This is a genomic window from Pseudomonas agronomica (genome assembly GCF_025917275.1).
In the GTDB taxonomy this organism is placed as follows: domain Bacteria; phylum Pseudomonadota; class Gammaproteobacteria; order Pseudomonadales; family Pseudomonadaceae; genus Aquipseudomonas; species Aquipseudomonas agronomica.
In genome coordinates, this window is record NZ_JAOSHO010000054.1 from 1 (window position 1) to 19,129 (window position 19,129).

A 19,129-nucleotide genomic window follows, 5' to 3' on the forward strand; every position below is an offset into this window, starting at 1 on the left:
AGGCCGTAGGTCGGCTGTGTGGCGAGGTGACGGGCGAGGGTCAGCGCTTGATCGCGCAGTTCGGCGTCGTCGACGACGCGGTAGATCAACCCCCATTGTTCGGCTTGCTCAGCCGTCAGGCGGTTGCCGAGCAAGGCCAGGGCCTTGGCGCGCGCCATGCCGACCAGGCGCGGCAAGGTCCAGGTGCCACCGGAATCGGGAATCAGGCCGATCTTGCAGAACGCCTGGATGAAGCTGGCCGAACGCGCCGCCAGTACCAGGTCGCAGGCCAGGGGGATGTTGGCCCCTGCGCCGGCCGCCACGCCGTTGACCGCGCAGATTACCGGCAGTGGAAGGTCGCGCAGTTGGCGGATCAGCGGGTTGTAGAACTTCTCGATGGACTCGCCCAGGTCCGGCACGGCACTGCCCGGTGCGACATTGCGGTCGCTGAGGTCTTGCCCGGCACAGAAACCGCGACCTTCACCGGTCAGCAGCAAGACGCGCACGTCCGGGTTCTGCCGCACCTGTTTAAGCGCTTCCTTTACCTCGCCGTGCATCTGCGTATTGAAACTGTTGAGCTGGTCCGGACGGTTGAGGCTGAGCAGGGCGACGCCGGCCTGGATGGAAAACAGGATGTGTTCGAAGTTCATGGTCTTGGCGCTCTGAGGGATCGTTCGAATGGGGTGGTCACTGGCCGAGGAAAGTCGGCGTGCGTTTTTCCTGGAACGCCGCGATGCCTTCGTCGCGGTCGCGGGTGCCGGCCAGCACGGTGAAGGCGTGACGCTCGAAGCGCAGGCCGCTGGCCAGGTCGGTGTCCATTGCCTTGAGCAACGCCTCCTTGGCCAGGCGCACGGCCAGCGGTGCTTTTCTGGCGATGCTGCGGGCGATCTGCAGGGCGCGCTCGACGGTGAGTTCCGGCTGGGTCACTTCGCTGATCAGCCCGGCCCGCTGGGCCTGGCGGGCGTCGATCGGTTCGCCGGTCAGGACCATCTGCATGGCCATGGATTTACCGACCGCACGCAACAGGCGCTGGGTGCCACCGGCACCGGGCATGATCCCCAGGTTGATTTCCGGCTGGCCGAAACGGGCGTCTTCGCCGGCAATGATGATGTCGGCGTGCATGGCCAGTTCGCAGCCGCCTCCGAGGGCGAAGCCGTTGACAGCGGCGATCAGTGGTTTGTTGAAGCGGGTAATGGTTTGCCAGGACGCCTGGCGCGGGTCGTCGAGAATGCCCACCAGGTCACGCTCGGACATTTCCTTGATGTCGGCGCCGGCGGCGAAGGCCTTGGGGCTACCGGTCAGGACCACGACGCGGGTGTCGGGGTCGGCCTGGGCGGCGTTCAGTTCATCGGCCAGTTCACCGAGCAATTCGGTGTTCAACGCGTTCAACGCTTGTGGACGTTGCAGGGTGATCAGGCGAACGCCCGGCTCGATGAGATCGACAGCAAGGGTTAGAGGCATGGCGGATGCCCTCACGGTGCACGCTCGGCTGTGGTGCCGGCTCATTGTTGGATCGGCTCGATAGGCCGGTTTTGCCGGAGTATAGGCGAAACGTGATACCGAAAAGCAACAAAAAAGTTTATTTAGTGTGTCTTATCTGAGGGGTCGTTCTTTTTGCGTGATCCGTTGCGCCGGCTCTATAAAGCACGTTTATTCCTGTTTTTATTGGGTTTTATGGGCATTTTACCGGGCTGGGTCGAGGGGGGGCGTACAAGGACTTAAAGCGATACGTCTTTTGCTCATTTGTCATGCTAAAAACAATGTGATACAAAATGACCTTGCATCGGCATCGCTTTGTGAATGCCTTGGAAGGGAAACGCCCATGACCTGCTACAGCCTCGATGGCTTGACTCCGGTGGTCGATCCGACCGCTTACGTTCACCCCTCGGCCGTCCTGATCGGCGATGTGATCGTCGGTCCCCATTGCTACGTAGGACCGTTGGCCAGCCTGCGCGGGGATTTCGGCCGGATTGTCCTGGAGGAGGGCGCCAATGTGCAGGACACCTGCGTGATGCATGGCTTCCCGGACAGCGACACGGTCGTCGAACGTAACGGCCATATTGGCCACGGCGCGGTGCTGCATGGCTGCCGGATCGGCGCCGACGCATTGGTGGGCATGAATGCCGTGGTAATGGATAACGCCCGCATCGGCCCGCGTTCCTTTGTTTCGGCGGCGGCATTCGTAAAGGCCGGATTCGAATGCCCGGCGCAGTCGCTGATCATGGGCGCACCGGCGAACATCAAGCGCAGCCTCAGCGATGAAGAAGTGTCGTGGAAGCAGGCGGGCACTCGCGAGTATCAGCAATTGGCGAAGCGATGCCTCGAACAGATGCAGGTCTGCGAACCGCTCAGCGAGCCGGAGCCTCATCGCCCACGTATCAGTGACAGCGGCTTGCGGCCCAAAAGGCCGTAGCCTGTGAACACGGCTCCCACAGCGTAAAGCGCATTCGGTATATTCCTTTTTTTTCCAACTCGGTACGCCAATGTCGTCCCTAACACCCTTGAACCACTTGATTACCCGCTTTCAGGAGCAAACGCCGATCCGCGCCAGCTCGTTGATCATCACGTTGTACGGGGACGCCATCGAGCCCCATGGCGGAACGGTCTGGCTTGGGAGCCTGATCCAGTTGCTCGAGCCCATCGGCATCAACGAACGGCTGATCCGTACCTCGATTTTTCGCCTGACCAAGGAAGGCTGGCTGACCGCTGAAAAAGTCGGGCGCCGCAGCTATTACAGCCTGACCGGCAGCGGTCGGCGGCGTTTCGACAAGGCGTTCAAGCGCGTGTACAGCTCCACCGTACCGGCCTGGGATGGTTCCTGGTGCCTGGTGATGCTCACGCAGTTGGCCCAGGACAAGCGCAAACAAGTGCGCGAAGAACTGGAATGGCAAGGTTTTGGTGCACTCTCGCCGGTGCTGCTGGCCTGCCCGCGCAGTGATCGTGCCGATGTGAATGCCACGCTGCTGGACCTGGACGCGCAGGAAGAAACGATTGTCTTCGAAACCACTGCCCAGGACGTACTGGCTTCCAAAGCCTTGCGCCTACAGGTGCGTGAGAGCTGGAACATCGAAGAGCTGGCGACCCATTACAGCGAGTTCATCCAGCTGTTCCGCCCGCTCTGGCAGGCCCTGCGCGAGCAAGAGAACCTGTTGCCGTCCGACTGTTTCCTGGCACGGCTTCTGCTAGTGCATGAGTATCGTAAATTGCTGTTGCGTGACCCTCAGCTGCCAGACGAGTTATTGCCCGGCGACTGGGAAGGCCGCGCCGCACGACAGTTGTGCCGCAACATCTACCGTTTGATCTTCGCCAAGGCGGAGGAGTGGTTGAACAGCGCATTGGAAACTGCCGACGGACCTTTACCGGATGTCGGTGAAAGTTTCTATCGTCGTTTTGGCGGGCTCAAATAGGCCGTCATCAATCCAGGAGAGTCACTGTTCGTTTTAGCGTGGATCAACGTAGATAAAAACAATAAGCCTGCGTGAGGCCTCACATGAATTCTTCGATTGCACAGCGCCGTGATGGATTCGACCAATGGGTCCACCAGATCAATGTGATCTGTGGCGCCTTCAGCGCTCAAACCCTGGGTGATGAGTTTTCCGGACAGATCCGTGAGTATCAGAGCGGCGCGCTCAAACTCAGTTTTGTCGATGCCTGCCAGGCGCGGTTGTACCGCACGCCTCGGGAAGTTGCGGCAGGCGAGGGCAGCAAGTATTTCGCCGTGTTCCAGCTCCAAGGCAGCGCCTGCATGGCCCAGGGCGACAACCGGGTGGCGTTGTCGGCGGGTGACATCACCTTGATCGACGCCTCGCAACCCAGTGACTTCACCTACGGCGAAGGCTCCCGACAGTTGTCGTTGATTCTGCCGCACTCGCTGGTTGAGCAATCCCTGCGCTTCAGCCGGGTCAAGTGCGGGCACCGGATCGCTGCAGTGTCACCCATCGCCACTCTGTCGCATCACCTGATACTGGACGCCACGCGCCAGGACAACCTGAGCCAGCAGGAAAGCGAAGCGACCCTGGACGCGGTGATCAGCCTGCTGCGCCCGGCTATCATTCACAGCGAAGGCGCCGACGATGTGCATGAGCGCATTTTCCGCAAGGCCCTCGGCTATATCGATGAGCATATTCGCTGCGAAGACCTTTGCCCGGAGCGGCTGGCGCGGGAGGTGGGCGTATCGATGCGTGGGTTGTACCGGATGTTCTCCCGCAAGGGCCTGGTGGTGGCGCGTTATATCAAGAATCGCCGCCTGGACCTGTGCGCCGAGTCGCTGCGTCAATCGCGTGCCGAACAGAAGCTGTCGGCGCTCGGCTATTCCTGGGGCTTTTCCGATTCGAGCTATTTCTCCACCGCGTTCAAGGCGCGCTTTGGCATTTCCCCCGGGGAATATCGCAAGCAGTACGCTTGACGCAAAAACGCCCCTGTCGCGAATGGCGACAGGGGCGTTTTCTTTGCGCGTTATTCTGGCGTGTTGAGGTTCAGCGTCGGGGTTTCGTCGAAGAAGTTCCATGGTTTCAACAGCATATGGACCCACTCGGTCGGCATGATCGGCCACTCTTCGGCCCTGGCGATGTGGGTCGTCCCCGTGGTCAGCCACACGACGTCATCGGTGTTCTCGATGGACTGGTTATCCCCGGTGAACTGCCCGAGCCCGCTGTCGGTCTGCGAACGATTCGGGTATTTGCCCTCCGGGTACTTCTCGTCCGGGTTGTAGCGCGTCACCCACAGTTGTTTGTCCATGAAGCTCAGGCGGTGGTAGAGCCATTCGTCCTTGCCGAAGTTGGCGCCTTTGGCCACCGGGTGTGTGCCTCCCGCATAGGGAATCAGCTGATAGGAAACCGGATTGCCGACCTTGTTTTCCTTACTGAAGTTCGTCAGCAGGCGCACGGTCGACGGGTCGAATTTCTGTGCCGCTTGCTGTTCGGTGCTGACCACGCGCTGTTCGGTCTGCATGGTGCTGGTGCGAGGGCCGCCACGGTCGTTGGGGGCAATCACCGGGTTCACTTCAACCAGTGAGTTGCTCTCGCCGTCCACGTCCATGTCCAGGCGGAAGTTGTAGATGTGCTGGTGGGTGGTGCCGACGATGTTGTGGTCGAGCAGGGTGCCGTAGCGTGTGTCTTCCTTGGCGGTGGCTTCATGCATAGTCTTGGTCTTGACGCCCTTGACTGCTTCGATGCCGGTGGCGCCGGCGTCGATGCCGATGGTGCCGTTCTGCTGGAAGACCCAGTCGAAGATGTAGTCGTAGTTGCCCACGGTGCTGATCCAACGGATCACCAGCTCACGCCGCTCGGCGCTGAGATTGGGCTGGCCCATTTCCTGATGTTTGTACTCGGGGCCGGCGTAGCGCTCGAACACTGCCATCGCGTGGGGGATCTTGGTCGGCGCACCGGTGTAGTCGGCGATGGTCGCATCCAGCAACACGGCGTTTTCCGGGGCATCTTTGCCACGGGCGATCGGCGAGGTGAGGGTGCCCATGCCGTAGTCGCCCGAATCCAGGTAAGCCTTGAAATACCAGCCGGCGTCCGGGTCGCCGTAGGGCACGATCATGCCGCCCAGGTTGCCCTCGTACATGATCTTGCGTTTCTTGCCCTTGTCGTCGTAAGTGACGGTGGACAGGATCGGCCCGACCCGCGAGTCAAGGCGCACGTGGAAGTCCCAGTTCTGCCAATGAATGCTGTTGCCGGTGATGGTGTAGTTCTTGCCCTCCGGCTCGATGATCTCCAGCGGCTTGAGCGCTACGCCCTTGCGCCCGCGACCGTCGTAGGGGGTCGGTTTCATGGGCACCGGGATGATCGCGCCATCTTCGATCTTGATGAGTTTTTTCTGCTCCAGGTCGACCACCGCCACCAGGTCTTCGATCGGGTGCGCCCAGTAGTTGCCGTCGCCGACGTCGAGGTAGCTGACGATTTTCAGCAGGCGCTTGTCCTGGGTCAGGCCATCCTTGCCGTCGAAATAACCGACCGTCAGCGGCGTGGTCACCACCTTCGTGATATCCGTGATGCCACGCTTGGCCAATGCCTGGGCATATTCAGGGCTGGTGTTGATCACCGATTGCACGGTGGCGAAGTCGTCCAGCAGCACCATGCCGTGGGCGCCTTCGACTGGCTTCCAGGACAAGAGGGTCTTGCTGTCCAGGTCGACCTGGCCCTCGATCACATGCTTGCCATCCAGTACCACGATATTGGCCTGGCGCGACTGGGTGGGATTTTTTCCGCTGTAGACGAAATTCCACACTTGATCCTTGGGCGGTGTATGCACCGAGACCTCGGTGAAACGCAAACCCGGTTTGTAGTGCTCGGATTTCTTGATGATCGCCACCGCGCTGTCGATCTCATCCGCGCTCAGGGGATTGAGCGGGCTAGGGCGGGTCTCGATGACGAAGGTCTTGTCCAGGCCAGACTGGAACACCTGGTTGATGAAGTCCTTGGACATGAACGCCGTCTTGCCCTTGAACACCACCGGGACCGACAACTCCATGCGCTTGCCGTTAAGCACGGCGACCTTGCTGTCGGGCTTGACCTTGACGTAGGCACCGTCCTTGGCAATCACGAACACGTTGGCGTAGTCGTCCCATTTGACCGTCGCGCCAAACGCCTCCAGGGTCGATTGCAGCGGGACCATTTCGGCGGCGCCGCCATGGGCTTGGGCAGCGTTCTGCAAGCCCGGCAGGCCAAACGTGCCCAAGGCGATGGCCAGTGCGAGCCGGGCCAGGGGCGTTCTTTTGAGCAAAGCGGCGGACGAGAGCATTTCTGATTTCCTTGAGGTAAACCGAGGACAGGGTCAGGTAGCACTTTGCTACAGCACATGGATCGATGCTTTTGGATTCTCGCCAACATCGTTGTGCTGCGTGCCTGAATCGAATCCTGCCGATTCCTGGGCACGGTTTGGCAGGCCGGCCAACAGAACTGGCACGCAGGGCAAATCCGGCTCGCTGGCAAGCATCGACAATCGCGCCAGTCTTGCCGAACTCCCAGAGCACGGCCTGTCATTCATCGAAACAAAGGTGATTTATGAGCAACGTTGAAATCCTGCCGCAGGTTGCCGCATTCCTCGGCCGTCGCCATGGCTGCTTTATCGACGGTCAATGGGTCTTCGCGGAAGGGCCGCGCATTGCAGTGCTCAACCCCGCCACTGAGCAAGTCCTGTGTGAAACCCTGGACGCGCCGCTGGACGTGGTCGAGCGCGCTGTACAGACATCCCACGCCGCATTCAAATCAGGCGTGTGGTCCGGTTTGCGTCCGGCTGACCGTGAACGCATCCTGTTGAATTTTACGCGCCTGGTTGAAGAACATGCCGAAGAACTGGCGCAATTGGAAACCCTTTCCCAAGGCAAGTCCATCAACATGGCGCGGGCGCTGGATCTTAACGCCACCGTTGAGTTCATGCGCTACATGTCCGGCTGGGCCACCAAGATCGAGGGCCAGACCTTCGATGTGTCGATTGCGATTCCGCCCGGGGCCCGGTTCACGGCCTTTTCCCAGCGTGAGCCGGTGGGCGTGGTGGTGGGCATCGTGCCGTGGAATTTCCCGCTGATGATCGCCGCCTGGAAGTTGATGCCGGCGCTGGCCACCGGCTGCACGGTGATCATCAAGCCGGCAATGGAAACCCCGCTGACGGCGATGCGCCTGGCTGAGCTGGCCGTTGAGGCGGGCATTCCACCGGGCGTGTTCAACGTGGTGACCGGTGGTGGCGCCTCGGTGGGCGGCGTACTGACCACGCACCCGCTCGTGAGCAAGGTGTCATTCACCGGTTCCACCGCCGTGGGCAAGAGCGTCGGTGTGGCCTGCATGGAAAACATGACGCGGTTTGCCCTGGAATTGGGCGGCAAGAACCCGATGATTGTGCTGGCCGATGCAGACGTCGACAAAGCCGTCCAGGGCGCGATCCTCGGTGGCTTGTTGAACAACGGCCAGGTCTGCGCCGCGGCGTCGCGCTTCTATGTGCATCGCTCGATCCACGACCGGTTTGTCGAAGGCCTCGCGGCGGCGGTTTCGGGGTTGCCGATGGGCGCAGGCATGGACAGTGACTGCGTCATCAATCCGCTGGTTTCACGCAAGCAGCAACAAAGTGTGCTCAAGCACATCGAGCTGGCGCGCAAGGAGGGCGCGCGCGTGGTCACGGGCGGTGAGTTACTCGAAAAGGACGGCTTCTATGTGCAGCCGACCATTCTGGTCGATGTTGACCACAGCATGGCGATCGCCAGCGAGGAAGTGTTTGGTCCGGTCCTGGCTGTCATTGCCTTTGACGATGAAGACAGCGCCATTGCCCTGGCCAACGATAACCGTTACGGCCTGGCTGCCAGTTTGTGGACCAATGACCTGACCAAAGCCATGAATCTGGTCCCGCGTATCCAGGCCGGTACGGTGTGGGTCAACGCTCACGTACTGCTCGACCCGGCGATGCCGTTTGGCGGGGTCAAGCAGTCCGGCATGGGGCGCGAGTTTGGTCGCGCGGTGATCGAGGCCTTTACCGAGCTGAAGTCGGTGTGCATTGCGCATTGAGCTGAAAAAGGCTGAAGGGTTACCGGTGATCAGGGGAGGCAAGCCAGGTGTGACGCGCTCCGTGGGATGAAATCCGTCAGGTGGCGCGCGAAGCGGGCGCGTCGAGACTATGCTCATGGCAGATGCAGGTGGATTACGGTTAGTAGATCCCAAGCAAGGAGTGCGGCATGAACACTAAACCGATCCACGAAGCCTTGTGGCGCCTCGCCGCCTGCACGATCGGGCTGGCGATGGCCGCCGCCCATCCAGCCCAAGCGGCCGAAAGCGGCATCGCCAGCGGTCCTACCGCAAACCATAGTATTGCGTTCAGCAACTCCTACGCGGGGAGCGACTTTCGCAAGGTGATGGTGCGCAACTGGCAGGAGATCGCGCTCCAGGCGCAGAAGGAGGGCTTGATCCGGGAGGCTCCGGTGATAAGCGCCAATAACTCGGCGTCGGAACAAGCCGCCCATATCCAGGACATGATCGTCAAAGGCGTGGACGCCATCGTCGTCCTGGCCGCATCCGACACGGCGCTCGATGGGGTGATCCGCAATGCTTGCGACGCCGGTATCGTGGTGGTCGTCATGGCCAGCCTGGTCACCGAACGCTGCGTCTATACCGTGGACTACAACTGGTCCGCCATGGGCCGCGTTGAAATGGACTATATCGCCGAGCGCCTCAAGGGGAACGGAACGCTGTTGGAGATCCGTGGGATTGCCGGCGATGCCACCGATAAAAACATCAGCGACGGCATTCGCAAGGCCGCCAGCGACTATCCGGGCCTGAAGTTCGCCAAGACCGTTTACGGGAACTGGACGGCATCTGTCGCACGCAAGGAGGTGGCGCTGGCGCTGCCGTCGCTGCCCACCATCGATGCCGTCGCGACCCAGGGCGGCGACGGTTATGGCGCGGCCATGGCGTTCAAGGCGGCGGGGCGCCCTTTGCCGATCATCGTGATGGGGAACCGTCAGGACGAACTTGCCCTGTGGAAACAGGAGCGCGATGCCAATGGCTACGAGACCGTCTCCGTTTCCGCCTCGCCAAGCGTCTCCCAGGTGGGGTTCTGGGTGGCACAGCAGATTCTGGCGGGCAAGCCCGTACCGAAGTTTGTCGAGGTGCCGCTGGTGCGCATTGATGCGAAAGACCTGGATGCCTGGCTCGCCACGATGCCGGTGGGCGGCGCTGCCAATCCTTTCTACAGCCAGGCTTCTGTTGCGACGATGATCGACGCAGCCATCAACCACACGGCGCCGCCGACGCCTTCACCGCAGGCTACGAAGCAGTAGTGGCGAGCGGGGGAGGCTAGGCGTCATGGTGACATTCAAGCCCGCTATGGACGGGCCCATTGCCGTCAGGATCGGGCTGGCAGTCGCCGCGCTGGTATTCCTGATGCTGGCGGTATCGCTGGTGAACCTCTACGGCCTGCGGGGCATGGTACGCGCGGTGGATTCCGCCAGCCATTCCGCGGAAATCCTGGCCTCGGTCAACGGGGCCACCGGGCGGGTGGAAAACTTCATCGCGACCCGCGACCAGGAAAGCCTGTCCCAGGCCGAAGGCATGGTGGCGACGGCGATCGCCAGCCTCCGCGCCATTCCGCAGGCAGAGGCGCAATCGCTCAAGGGCGGTCTGGAAAGGCTCGCCGCAGCGATCACTGTGCTGCGCGCGGCGACCCTGACCATGAACGGCGAAACCGAGAACATGACGGCCCACTACCGACGGATGCGCGAGACGACGATCCAGGTCGAGCAGGGCATTGCCGATGGGCTGAAGGGCCTTGAGTCCCGCGTCGCCGAGCACGCAGCGCGGGTGAGCAACATCGAAAGTGCCCACCGCATCCTGGATGTCCTGCGCAACGGCGAACAGATCATCACCACTCATCTGGCGAACATGCTGGTGACGGGTGATGGAGCGGCCGCCACCGCGGCGGGCGATGCCTGCGCGGCGCTCCAGCCTGTGGTTGAACAATTGCGCGAGGTGATGGCGACGCCACAGGAGACAGGAATCCTGGACCAATTGGTGGTCGCGATCAATGCAACCCGTGCGGCGGTAGAGAAACATGGCGAGGCGCCCAAGCTCCGTGGAGGCGAGGCTTTGCGGCATCTCGCCGCCATCGGCCATCTGGCCGAGCGCCTCGAGGCAATGTTGGGGGACGTGGATGGGCGTGTTGCCCATGACGCGAGCGACATTCAAGCGGCCACCGGGTTGCTGAACAATGCAGCCGCGTTGTCCAAGCGTTTCGCCGAGCGTGTTGCCACGCTGGAGGCGCAGACCTTGTCGTTTCGCCTGTCACCGTCGACCGAGATCGCCAGCTCTGTCGGCGCTATCCTGGATGAGCTCTCCCGGCTTGCGCGCGTTCTCCCTTCGTCCGTCGGACTGCAAGCCAAGGCTTCACCGCTGACGGTCAACGAGCAGATTGCCGGCTACCGGGCAGCCTTCGCCCGTTTCCAACAGGCGAGCAATGCCCTGGGCGGCGCACGCGACCAGGTTCGCAACGAGGCGCGTAGCGCCGGCCTGCTGGTGGCGCGCTTTGCCGGCGAAGCGCGCGCCGACGCGTCGGTCCACAACGATCGCGGCATGCTGGCGACGATCCTGGCCGGTGCCGTGGCCATCCTGCTCGCCGGCGCCATCGCCTGGAGCACCTCGCGATTTATCGCGCAACCCATCGTGGCCCTGGCCTCGGTCATGCGCCGGCTGGCGGCGGGCGACCTGAACGCTGAGATCGCCCGTGCCGGACGCGGCGACGAAATTGGCGTCATGACCCGCGCCGTACGGGTGTTCCAGGAGAACGCCTTGCGTATTCGGGTGCTGGAGGCCGAGGCCGAAGCCGAACGACAGCAAGTCCAGGCCTCCCTGGAAAGAATGGTCGCCGAACGGACCGACACGCTGCACCAACAGACCGAAGTGCTGGAGACGCAGGCCATCGAACTCATTCAGGCGCGCAACCAGGCCGAGTCGGCTAACCAGGCCAAGAGCGATTTCGTTGCCACGGTCAGCCACGAACTGCGCACGCCCCTGACCCTCATCCTTGCTCCCCTGGAGCAGCTCTCGGCGGCGACCACCCCGCCGCAGGACTGGCGCGTGCAGATCGAACGTGCCCAACGCAACGCGCTGCGCTTGATGAACCGGGTGAACGACATCCTCGATCTTTCCAAGGCCGAAGCAGGCAAGTTCGAGTTGACTCCAGCGTCCATTGACTTGAACAAGGTGGTGGGTGTGCTCGCCGAGGATGCCGCCATGGTGGCCGAGGGTAAAGGCTGCAGCTTGACCTGTCACATCGATCCCGCACTCGGCACGGTGTTTCTCGACCCTCGACACTTCGAGAAGATCCTGCTCAACCTGGTGAGCAATGCCATCAAGTTCACGCCCGCTGGCGGTACGGTGCATCTGGCAGCGATGCCGATTGATGGCGAGCGATTCGAATTGGCGGTGCAAGACTCGGGGATTGGCATCGCCCCTGACAAATTACCGCTGTTGTTCCAGCGCTTTTCCCAGATCGACAATTCCGCCACGCGCCATTACAGCGGCACCGGCATCGGTCTCGCCCTGGTCAAGGATTTGGTCGAACTGATGGGCGGCGAAGTCGGCGTCAGCAGCGAGCCCGGGCGGGGCTCGCGCTTCTTCGTTCGACTCCCGATAGGGGATGGACAAAACACCCTGCCGGCCGAAGCCAGCGATGTGTACGAGCGATCGTCGGCGAACACAGCAAGCACGACCGAGCAGCGCCACTTGCGTTTCGACGATGGCCGCCAGGGTAATCGCAACGACTTGGCTTCGGCGCCAGGCGCAGACGATGGACTGCACCCGGAATACGCCTCGCGATCCAAAGTCCTGGTCGTAGACGACAGCCCTGAAATGCTTGCCTATCTCGGTGAGCTTCTGCACAACGACTACATCGTCGCCACCGCAACGAATGGAGAACAGGCCTGGGAAATCCTGCAGCGTCGCCCCATCGATGTCGTCGTCTCGGATGTGATGATGCCCGAGCTCGACGGCTTTGGCCTGACAGCCAGGATCAAAGGCAGCGCCGGTTTTGCCCATCTACCCGTGATCCTGGTGACCGCCCGTGGCGGTAGTGAGGCCTGTGTCTCCGGGCTGGAAAGTGGCGCCGATGACTATATAGCCAAACCCTTCTCGCCGCTGGAGCTCCAGGCTCGCGTGCGCGCGGCGCTGCGCATGAGCCAGGTGCAAACCGAGCTGCAGGCCAAATCCCGCCAGGCGGGCATGGCCGAAATCGCCACCACCGTGCTGCACAATGTAGGTAACGTCCTCAACAGCGTGAACGTATCGGCGGAACTGGTCAGCAGCCAGATGCGCACCTCCAAGGCCCAGGGCCTGGGCAAGGTGGCGCGACTGATGGGCGAGCACGTCCATGACCTGAGCGATTTCCTGACCCACGACCACAAGGGAAAGATGCTGCCCGATTACCTGCTCAAGCTGGCGCAAGTCGTGGCGGAAGAGCAACTAAGCATCATCGAAGAACTCGGGCAACTCACCAAGGGCATTGACCACATCAAGACCATTGTCGCTGCCCAGCAGTCCTACGCCGTTGCGGTCAGTGTGGTCGAGACCGTGCCGGTCCCGGAGCTGATCGATGACGCCTTGCGCATGAGTGCAGGTTCAAAGGCGCGCCAGGAGGTGACGGTGATCAAGGACATTGCCGACCTGCCTCTGCTGCCACTGGACCGGCACCGGGTGTTGTTGATCCTGGTGAACCTGATCCGCAATGCCAGGCAGGCGTTGGACGGCATGATCGATCGCAGCCCATGCCTCACGTTTAGCGCATCCCTCGCTGACGAGGCCGCATTGCGTATCACGGTGGCAGACAATGGCAAGGGAATTGCGCCTGAGCATATGGCGCGCCTCTTTTCCCATGGCTTCACGACTCGCAAGGATGGCCACGGTTTCGGCCTGCACAGCTGCGCACTCGCCGCGCAGGAAATGGGCGGCAGCTTGACCGTGCGCAGCGACGGGGTTGGGCAGGGAGCGACGTTTATCCTGGATATTCCCGTCGATGCTTCGCTGGGTAAGTGATGGACACCGAAGCAGTGCCCTCGGACCAGGCTCAAACGCCGTAAGGCACTTGCCAATACCCTGACGTTAACGTAAAGATGGCGACACGGCGCTGGCTTGCAAGGGCGCAGGGCGGACCGATCCGGAGCGCTTGATGACGCTGATAAAAACAACTCATCCCAAACTTCATCGCGAAGCCCGGCTGGCCCGAGAGAAGCTGCACCTCGAAGGCACCGTCCCCGATGGCGTATTGCGTGCAGAAATCGATGCGTCGTGGCGGCGCAGCCTCAGCCATGGCGTGCATTTCAACGCCAAGCAAGAGCTGGAGCTGGAGTCGAACGCGAGCCTTGACGTGCTGTTGGAAAGCAATCGGTTGTTGATCGATGCGGCGATGCCGGCCATTGATTACCTGGCTGAGCGTCAGGGCAAGGAAGGGCTCATCATCCTCGCCAATTCCGACGCCACCATCCTTGCCGCTGAAGGGCGCGCCGACCGTTTCAAAAGTAACAACCTGCAGGATATCGCGCTGGGCGCTTGCTGGAGCGAAGCGGCACGCGGTACCAATGCGCTGGGTACCGCACTGGTGGAAGCGCGTCCGACGATGATCGATTGCGGCGAACACTACCTCGACCGCCTGACTGATTTTTCCTGCACCTCGGTGCCGATTCATTGCCCCCAGGGCGACATCCTCGGCGTCCTTGACCTGACGCGAGAAGGGCCGCTCGGTCACTTGCGCGACAGCACCGCATTGCTGACCATGGCCGTCAGCCAGATCGAAAGTCGCGTATTCAATGCCTATTATCCGGACCAGATCGTCCTTGCCTTCCACAGCCGTCGGCAATACCTCGAATCCTCTTGGCAGGGCTTGCTCGCGGTGAGTCTCGGGGGGCAGATTCTCGCGGCCAGCGCCCAAGCTTGTCAGTTGCTCCACGCCGAGCGTTCGGCACTCGTGGGTCGGCCCTGTGAAGCGTTTCTGGGTGTCGATGGCCTGCAATTGTTATCGCGTCTGAATCAGAGCGGCATCGGCAGCCTGCAAACCGCCAAAGGTGAATTCTTCTGCAAAGCCCTGCGGGCGCCGCAGCGCTCGGTCACCGTCAGCACCGCACCGCGCACCCCCCCTAAAACCGGAAGACCGCAACCCGATCTCGGATCCTTGGCCGGCAACAATGCCCGGTACGCCCGGGCACTGCGCATGGCTCGCCAAGGCCTGGCCAATGAGCTGCCGGTGCTGCTGCTGGGCGAAACAGGCACTGGAAAGGAAGTCGTTGCCCGAGCCCTGCATATGGCCGGGACCCGCTGCGATAAGCCCTTCATCGCGGTGAACTGCGCGGCAATCCCCGAAGGCTTGATCGAGTCGGAACTGTTTGGCTACCGCGAAGGTGCTTTTACCGGTTCGCGCCGGGGCGGCATGGTCGGGCGCCTGCAACAGGCCCATGGCGGCACGTTGTTTCTCGATGAAATCGGCGACATGCCGCTGGCCTTGCAGGCCCGTTTACTCAGGGTATTGCAGGATCGCAAAGTCGCGCCGCTGGGCGCAGGCGAAGAGCAGGACATCGACATCTCATTGATCTGCGCCACGCACCGCGACCTCAAGCGCCTGGTGGAAGACAAACACTTTCGCGAGGATCTGTTCTACCGGGTCAACGGCATCAGCGTGATGCTCCCGGCCCTGCGCGAGCGCGACGACTTCAATGGCCTGGTCGACCGTTTGCTGGCCAAGCTCGATGCGCCGACGGTAGTCCTGCATGACGATTTGGTCCGCTTGCTAGCCGGCTATCACTGGCCGGGTAACATCCGCCAACTGGAAATGGTCTTGCGCACCGCACTGGCCATGCGTGAGCCGGGGGATACCGTGCTGACCCTCGACCATTTGCCCGACAGCATGCTCGACGAACTGACCGCCGGCGAGCGCCCTGCGAGTGGCAGTATTCGAGAGCAGGAGCTGGAATTGATTCGTCAGTCCCTGGACACGCACCAAGGTAATGTTTCGGCCGCCGCCGACGCCCTGGGCATCAGCCGCGCGACCCTGTATCGCAAGCTTAAACAGCTGCGCCCATGATGCTGCGTTTGATCGTTCGGCTGATCGACAGCCAGGACTCTGCGGACTTGCAAGCGGCGTTGCGCTGGCTCTACAGCTTCGTGCGCCCGCACCGGTTGGCGATTGCCGGGCTGCTTGGGCTATCGGTCTGCGCCTCGTCGCTGGTATTGGTGCAACCCTGGCTGACCAAGCTGCTGATCGATGACGGGCTGCTGGCTCGCAATTTTTTGATGTTGGTGCTGGTCGCCGGGTTGATGATTGCCGCCGGCTTGCTGGGCACGGCGTTGTCAGGCGTCAATCGGTACCTGCACACGCGATTGTCCGGACGGATTCTGTTTGCCCTGCGTGATGACCTTTATCGGCATTTGCAGACGCTCTCGCCGGGTTTCTATGGTCAGCGGCGAATCGGCGATTTGATGTCGCGTCTCGATGGCGATGTCGCGGAGATCCAGCGCTTTGCCGTGGACTCGCTGTTCTCTGCGGTGTCGAGCGTGATCGGCCTGGTGGTCGCGGTGGCGATGTTGGTGACCCTGTCCTGGAAACTCTCGCTGCTCGCCTTGGTACTGATTCCACTCGACGTGCTCTGGCTACGCTGGATGCGCCGCAAGGTCGAACGCGATGTCCGGCAGTTGCGCGAGCGTTCGGCGGACATGTCCTCGTTCATGGTCGAGACCTTGCCGGTGATGAAGTTCATCCAATCCGCCGGCCAGCAACAGCGCGAAGCGCGGCGGTTGGACACGTTGGGGCAGGGATATATGAGCCAGCTCTTGCGCCTGCAAGTCACCGAGTTTTTCACTCAGGCGTTGCCCGGCACGCTGATGTCGTTGGCGCGGGCCTGCGCATTTCTGATCGGCGGTTACTGGGTCGTGCAAGGGACTTGGCAGTTGGGCGCGCTGATCGCATTCTCGACGTACCTGGGGATGGCGGTCGGCCCGGTCCAGAGCCTGCTTGGGCTCTACGTAGCGATTCAGCGGATGACCGTCAGTCTTGGGCGAGTGATGGAGTTGCGCGGTGAAGCGCCGACCGTTCTTACCCCGATCACGCCGCAGCCGTTACCGGCTTCTGGCGAGTTGCGTTTCGACAACGTGCACTTCAGCCACCCCGGTCGCCCGACCACCTTGCGTGGTGTTGAAGCGCAAATTCCCTACGGTTTGAAAGTTGCCCTGAGCGGCGGCTCGGGTGTCGGTAAATCGACCCTGATCGATCTGCTGCAACGGCACCATGATCCGCAGTCCGGTCGGGTCTTGCTGGGAGAGGTCGATCTGCGGGAACTGGACCTGTTCCAACTGCGCCGGCGCATCGCCGTGGTCAGCCAGGACATCGTGCTGTTTCGCGGCAGCCTCGCCGACAACCTGGCCTACGCCGTGCCGGACGCTAGCCGCCAAGCCATCGCCGAAGTGGCGCGGCTGGCGCAGCTCGACAGTCTAATCGAGTCACTGCCAGAAGGCCTCGACAGCCCTTTGGGCGAGCGTGGCCAGCAACTGTCCGGTGGACAGAAACAGCGCATCGCCATCGCCCGGGCGCTGTTGCAGGATCCGTTGATTCTGGTGCTGGACGAAGCCACCTCGGCGGTCGACGAAGCCACCGAGCGCGAAGTGATCGAGGCCATTGACCGACTGTTCGCCGGGCGCACGCGGATCCTGATCAGCCACCGCCCCTCGACCCTGGCTGATGCCGATCTGCGCTTTGAACTGCTCGATGGCGTGCTCACATCAGACGCGGTGCAACATGAAGCCTGAACTGCGGATTGGCGTGGTGGACAGTGGTCATTCGCCAGCGCAACGGGTGCGAGTCATTGCCGGCAGACGATTCTCGCTGCAGGAGGATCGCCTGGCCGAAAGCGATTTACGCGATGATCCGCTGGGCCACGGCGGCGCGGTGATCGAGGCCATCAGCCAACGGGCGCCGGCGGCGGTTTTTTGCGTAGCCCAGGTGTTTGGCCAGCGCGGCGTCACCAGCGCCTTGCAGATCGCCACCGCCATCGACTGGCTGGTGGCGCAGGACGTGCGGTTGATCAACCTGAGCCTCGGTTTGCGGCAGGATCGCAGCCTGTTGCGTGAAGCCTGCGCCGCGGCGGTGGCGCGGGGCATTTTGCTGTGTGCGTCCAGCCCGGCCCAGGGCGAAGGGGTGTTCCCGGCCAAGTATCCGCAGGTGCTGCGGGTCACCGGCGACGCTCGTTGCACCGAGCAGCAATGGTCGTGGCTCAAGAGCGCCCAGGCAGATTTTGCCGCGTGTGTTCACGGTATCTATCCGGGGCAGTCGGGTGCGAGCATAGGCTGTGCGGCATTGAGCGGGCACATTGCGAGTTTTCTCGTTGAAAATCCCGAGGCGAGTAATCAATACGTTGTCGAGTGGCTGCAGAAGAACGCCCATTATCACGGCCCTGAACGGCGCGTCGGCCTATGAAACCGGTTGTAATTCTCGGCGCTGGACCTGCGGGGGCTGCGGTGGCCCTGGGGCTGCGGCGACTCGGATTCCCCGTAACTCTGGTCAGCGAGTGGCGGCGCTTCGCGGCGCTGGAAGGGGTTTCGGCGCGGGTGCTGGATGCGTTGCGCGGTGCAGGGCTGCATCAAGCGTTGACGGATGCGGCGCAGCCTTCCCAACGGCAGGTGTCCTGGAACGGGCAGCAGCATGCGCAGAACATTGAGTTTCTACTCGATCGTCCGAGCTTCGATCGAGGCTTGCGCGAGGATTTGCGGATGGCCGGCGTCGAGTTGATCGAAGGCCGAGTACTCGCGGTGCAATCCCACGCTTCGGGGCATCGAATCGAACTGCAAGGGCGCGAAGCGCTGCTCGCGGATTTCCTGGTGGAGGCTCGTGGACGCCAGGCGCCCGCCCTTGGCAAAGGCCTGAGGGGGCCAGAGACAGTCAGTTTGCTCAATCGCTGGCAAGGTGCGCCGGGTATCGTTGCCAGCGCGGTGGAAAGCCTTGAGGATGGCTGGGCCTGGATGGCGCGTCGGGCTGACGGCCAGTGCTATTGGCAATGGACAGTGGACGTGGCCAGTGCCGGGTTGCCAGGGAAGGCGCTGTTACTCGACTACTGCAGTCAGCGGCGCCGGCAGTCGGCACTGGCCCGGGCGTTTTTCGGGGATGAACCGCCTACCAATCTGCACCTGCATGCCCGCAGCAGCACGGCGATTTTGTGCCCGCAGGTCTGTGGCGATAACTGGATTCGGGTCGGGGATGCCGCCATGGCAGTGGATCCGCTGTCGGGTAATGGCATCTTCCAGTCATTGTCTTCGGCGTTGCAGGCGCCTGCGGTGGTCAACACGTTGTTGCGCAAACCTGAGCGGTCATTGCTGGCACAGCGTTTTCATCAGCGGCGGGTCGAGCAGTTGTTTTTACGCTTCGCGCGCATTGGCCGGGACTTTTATGCCGATGAGCAGCGTTGGCCGGACCAGCCGTTCTGGCAGGCGCGGCGGCAGTGGCCAGATGCTGAGGTCGCCCACGCCGAGGCGGATTTCGGCACATTGAGGATTGAATCTGCACCGGTGCTCAGGGATGGGTTTGTGGACGAGGCCGAGGTGGTGATCACGGCGGATCAGCCGCTCGGTGTCTGGCATCTGCAAGGGGTCGAGTTGGCACCATTGGTGAGGCGGTTGCGCAGCGAACCGGCCGAGCG

General features: G+C 62.1%; 13 protein-coding genes and 3 pseudogenes. 13 read left to right on the plus strand and 3 right to left on the minus strand.

The annotated features are described in order from the left end of the window. Both OC610_RS06870 and paaF read right to left on the minus strand, forming a co-directional pair. Positions 1–629: enoyl-CoA hydratase (locus OC610_RS06870; RefSeq protein WP_264427139.1), on the minus strand; the 629-nt coding region annotated here is incomplete at its 3' end. A gap of 37 nt (positions 630–666) precedes the next feature. Further along, complete coding sequence (paaF, locus tag OC610_RS06875; RefSeq protein WP_264427140.1) at positions 667–1,440, minus strand: 2,3-dehydroadipyl-CoA hydratase PaaF; 774 nt, start codon at positions 1,438–1,440, stop codon at positions 667–669. Between the two features lie 361 nt (positions 1,441–1,801). On the opposite strand from paaF, the gene paaY reads away from it, so the two are divergent. From paaY to feaR, 3 genes are all read left to right on the plus strand, one after another. Beyond that, positions 1,802–2,392, plus strand: coding sequence for a phenylacetic acid degradation protein PaaY (gene paaY / locus OC610_RS06880; RefSeq protein ID WP_264427141.1), 591 nt, complete (start codon positions 1,802–1,804; stop codon positions 2,390–2,392). Positions 2,393–2,462: 70 nt separating this feature from the next. Next, on the plus strand, positions 2,463–3,386 hold the full coding sequence (gene paaX, locus OC610_RS06885; RefSeq protein ID WP_264427142.1) for a phenylacetic acid degradation operon negative regulatory protein PaaX: 924 nt from the start codon (positions 2,463–2,465) through the stop codon (positions 3,384–3,386). Between the two features lie 83 nt (positions 3,387–3,469). Continuing rightward, entirely contained in the window at positions 3,470–4,384 is a 915-nt protein-coding gene (feaR, locus tag OC610_RS06890) for a transcriptional regulator FeaR (protein WP_264427143.1), read from the plus strand. 50 nt (positions 4,385–4,434) lie between these two features. On the opposite strand, the gene tynA is transcribed toward feaR, so the two are convergent. Next, complete coding sequence (gene tynA, locus OC610_RS06895) at positions 4,435–6,723, minus strand: primary-amine oxidase (protein WP_264427144.1); 2,289 nt, start codon at positions 6,721–6,723, stop codon at positions 4,435–4,437. Between tynA and OC610_RS06900 the strand changes: the two genes are divergently transcribed. From OC610_RS06900 to qhpG, 10 genes and pseudogenes are all read left to right on the plus strand, one after another. Next, positions 6,698–7,000 carry a hypothetical protein gene (locus OC610_RS06900; RefSeq protein ID WP_264427145.1) on the plus strand — a complete coding sequence of 101 codons (303 nt, stop codon included), beginning with the start codon at positions 6,698–6,700 and terminating at the stop codon, positions 6,998–7,000. The genes tynA and OC610_RS06900 overlap by 26 nt on opposite strands. After that, entirely contained in the window at positions 6,987–8,477 is a 1,491-nt protein-coding gene (locus tag OC610_RS06905; RefSeq protein WP_264427146.1) for an aldehyde dehydrogenase family protein, read from the plus strand. Before OC610_RS06900 ends, OC610_RS06905 begins: the two co-directional genes overlap by 14 nt. Positions 8,478–8,644: 167 nt before the next feature. After that, a complete protein-coding gene (locus OC610_RS06910) occupies positions 8,645–9,745 on the plus strand; it encodes an ABC transporter substrate-binding protein (RefSeq protein ID WP_408636555.1) in 1,101 nt (366 codons plus the stop codon). A gap of 1,288 nt (positions 9,746–11,033) precedes the next feature. Beyond that, positions 11,034–12,083, plus strand: a pseudogene (locus OC610_RS29700) (sensor histidine kinase); the annotation flags it as partial. A 213-nt stretch (positions 12,084–12,296) separates the two neighbouring features. Continuing rightward, positions 12,297–12,632 (plus strand): annotated as a pseudogene (locus tag OC610_RS29705) (response regulator transcription factor); the annotation flags it as partial. Between the two features lie 519 nt (positions 12,633–13,151). Beyond that, positions 13,152–13,490 (plus strand): annotated as a pseudogene (locus OC610_RS29710) (ATP-binding protein); the annotation flags it as partial. 133 nt (positions 13,491–13,623) lie between these two features. Continuing rightward, on the plus strand, positions 13,624–15,528 hold the full coding sequence (locus OC610_RS06920; RefSeq protein ID WP_264427148.1) for a sigma-54-dependent Fis family transcriptional regulator: 1,905 nt from the start codon (positions 13,624–13,626) through the stop codon (positions 15,526–15,528). Beyond that, positions 15,528–17,246 carry an ABC transporter ATP-binding protein gene (locus OC610_RS06925; protein ID WP_264427151.1) on the plus strand — a complete coding sequence of 573 codons (1,719 nt, stop codon included), beginning with the start codon at positions 15,528–15,530 and terminating at the stop codon, positions 17,244–17,246. Before OC610_RS06920 ends, OC610_RS06925 begins: the two co-directional genes overlap by 1 nt. Beyond that, on the plus strand, positions 17,236–17,913 hold the full coding sequence (gene qhpE / locus OC610_RS06930; protein WP_264427149.1) for a subtilisin-like serine protease QhpE: 678 nt from the start codon (positions 17,236–17,238) through the stop codon (positions 17,911–17,913). Before OC610_RS06925 ends, qhpE begins: the two co-directional genes overlap by 11 nt. Beyond that, positions 17,910–19,129, plus strand: a 1,220-nt coding sequence (gene qhpG, locus OC610_RS06935) for a flavin-dependent monooxygenase QhpG (RefSeq protein WP_264427150.1), incomplete at its 3' end; no start/stop codon positions are given. The genes qhpE and qhpG, both read left to right, overlap by 4 nt.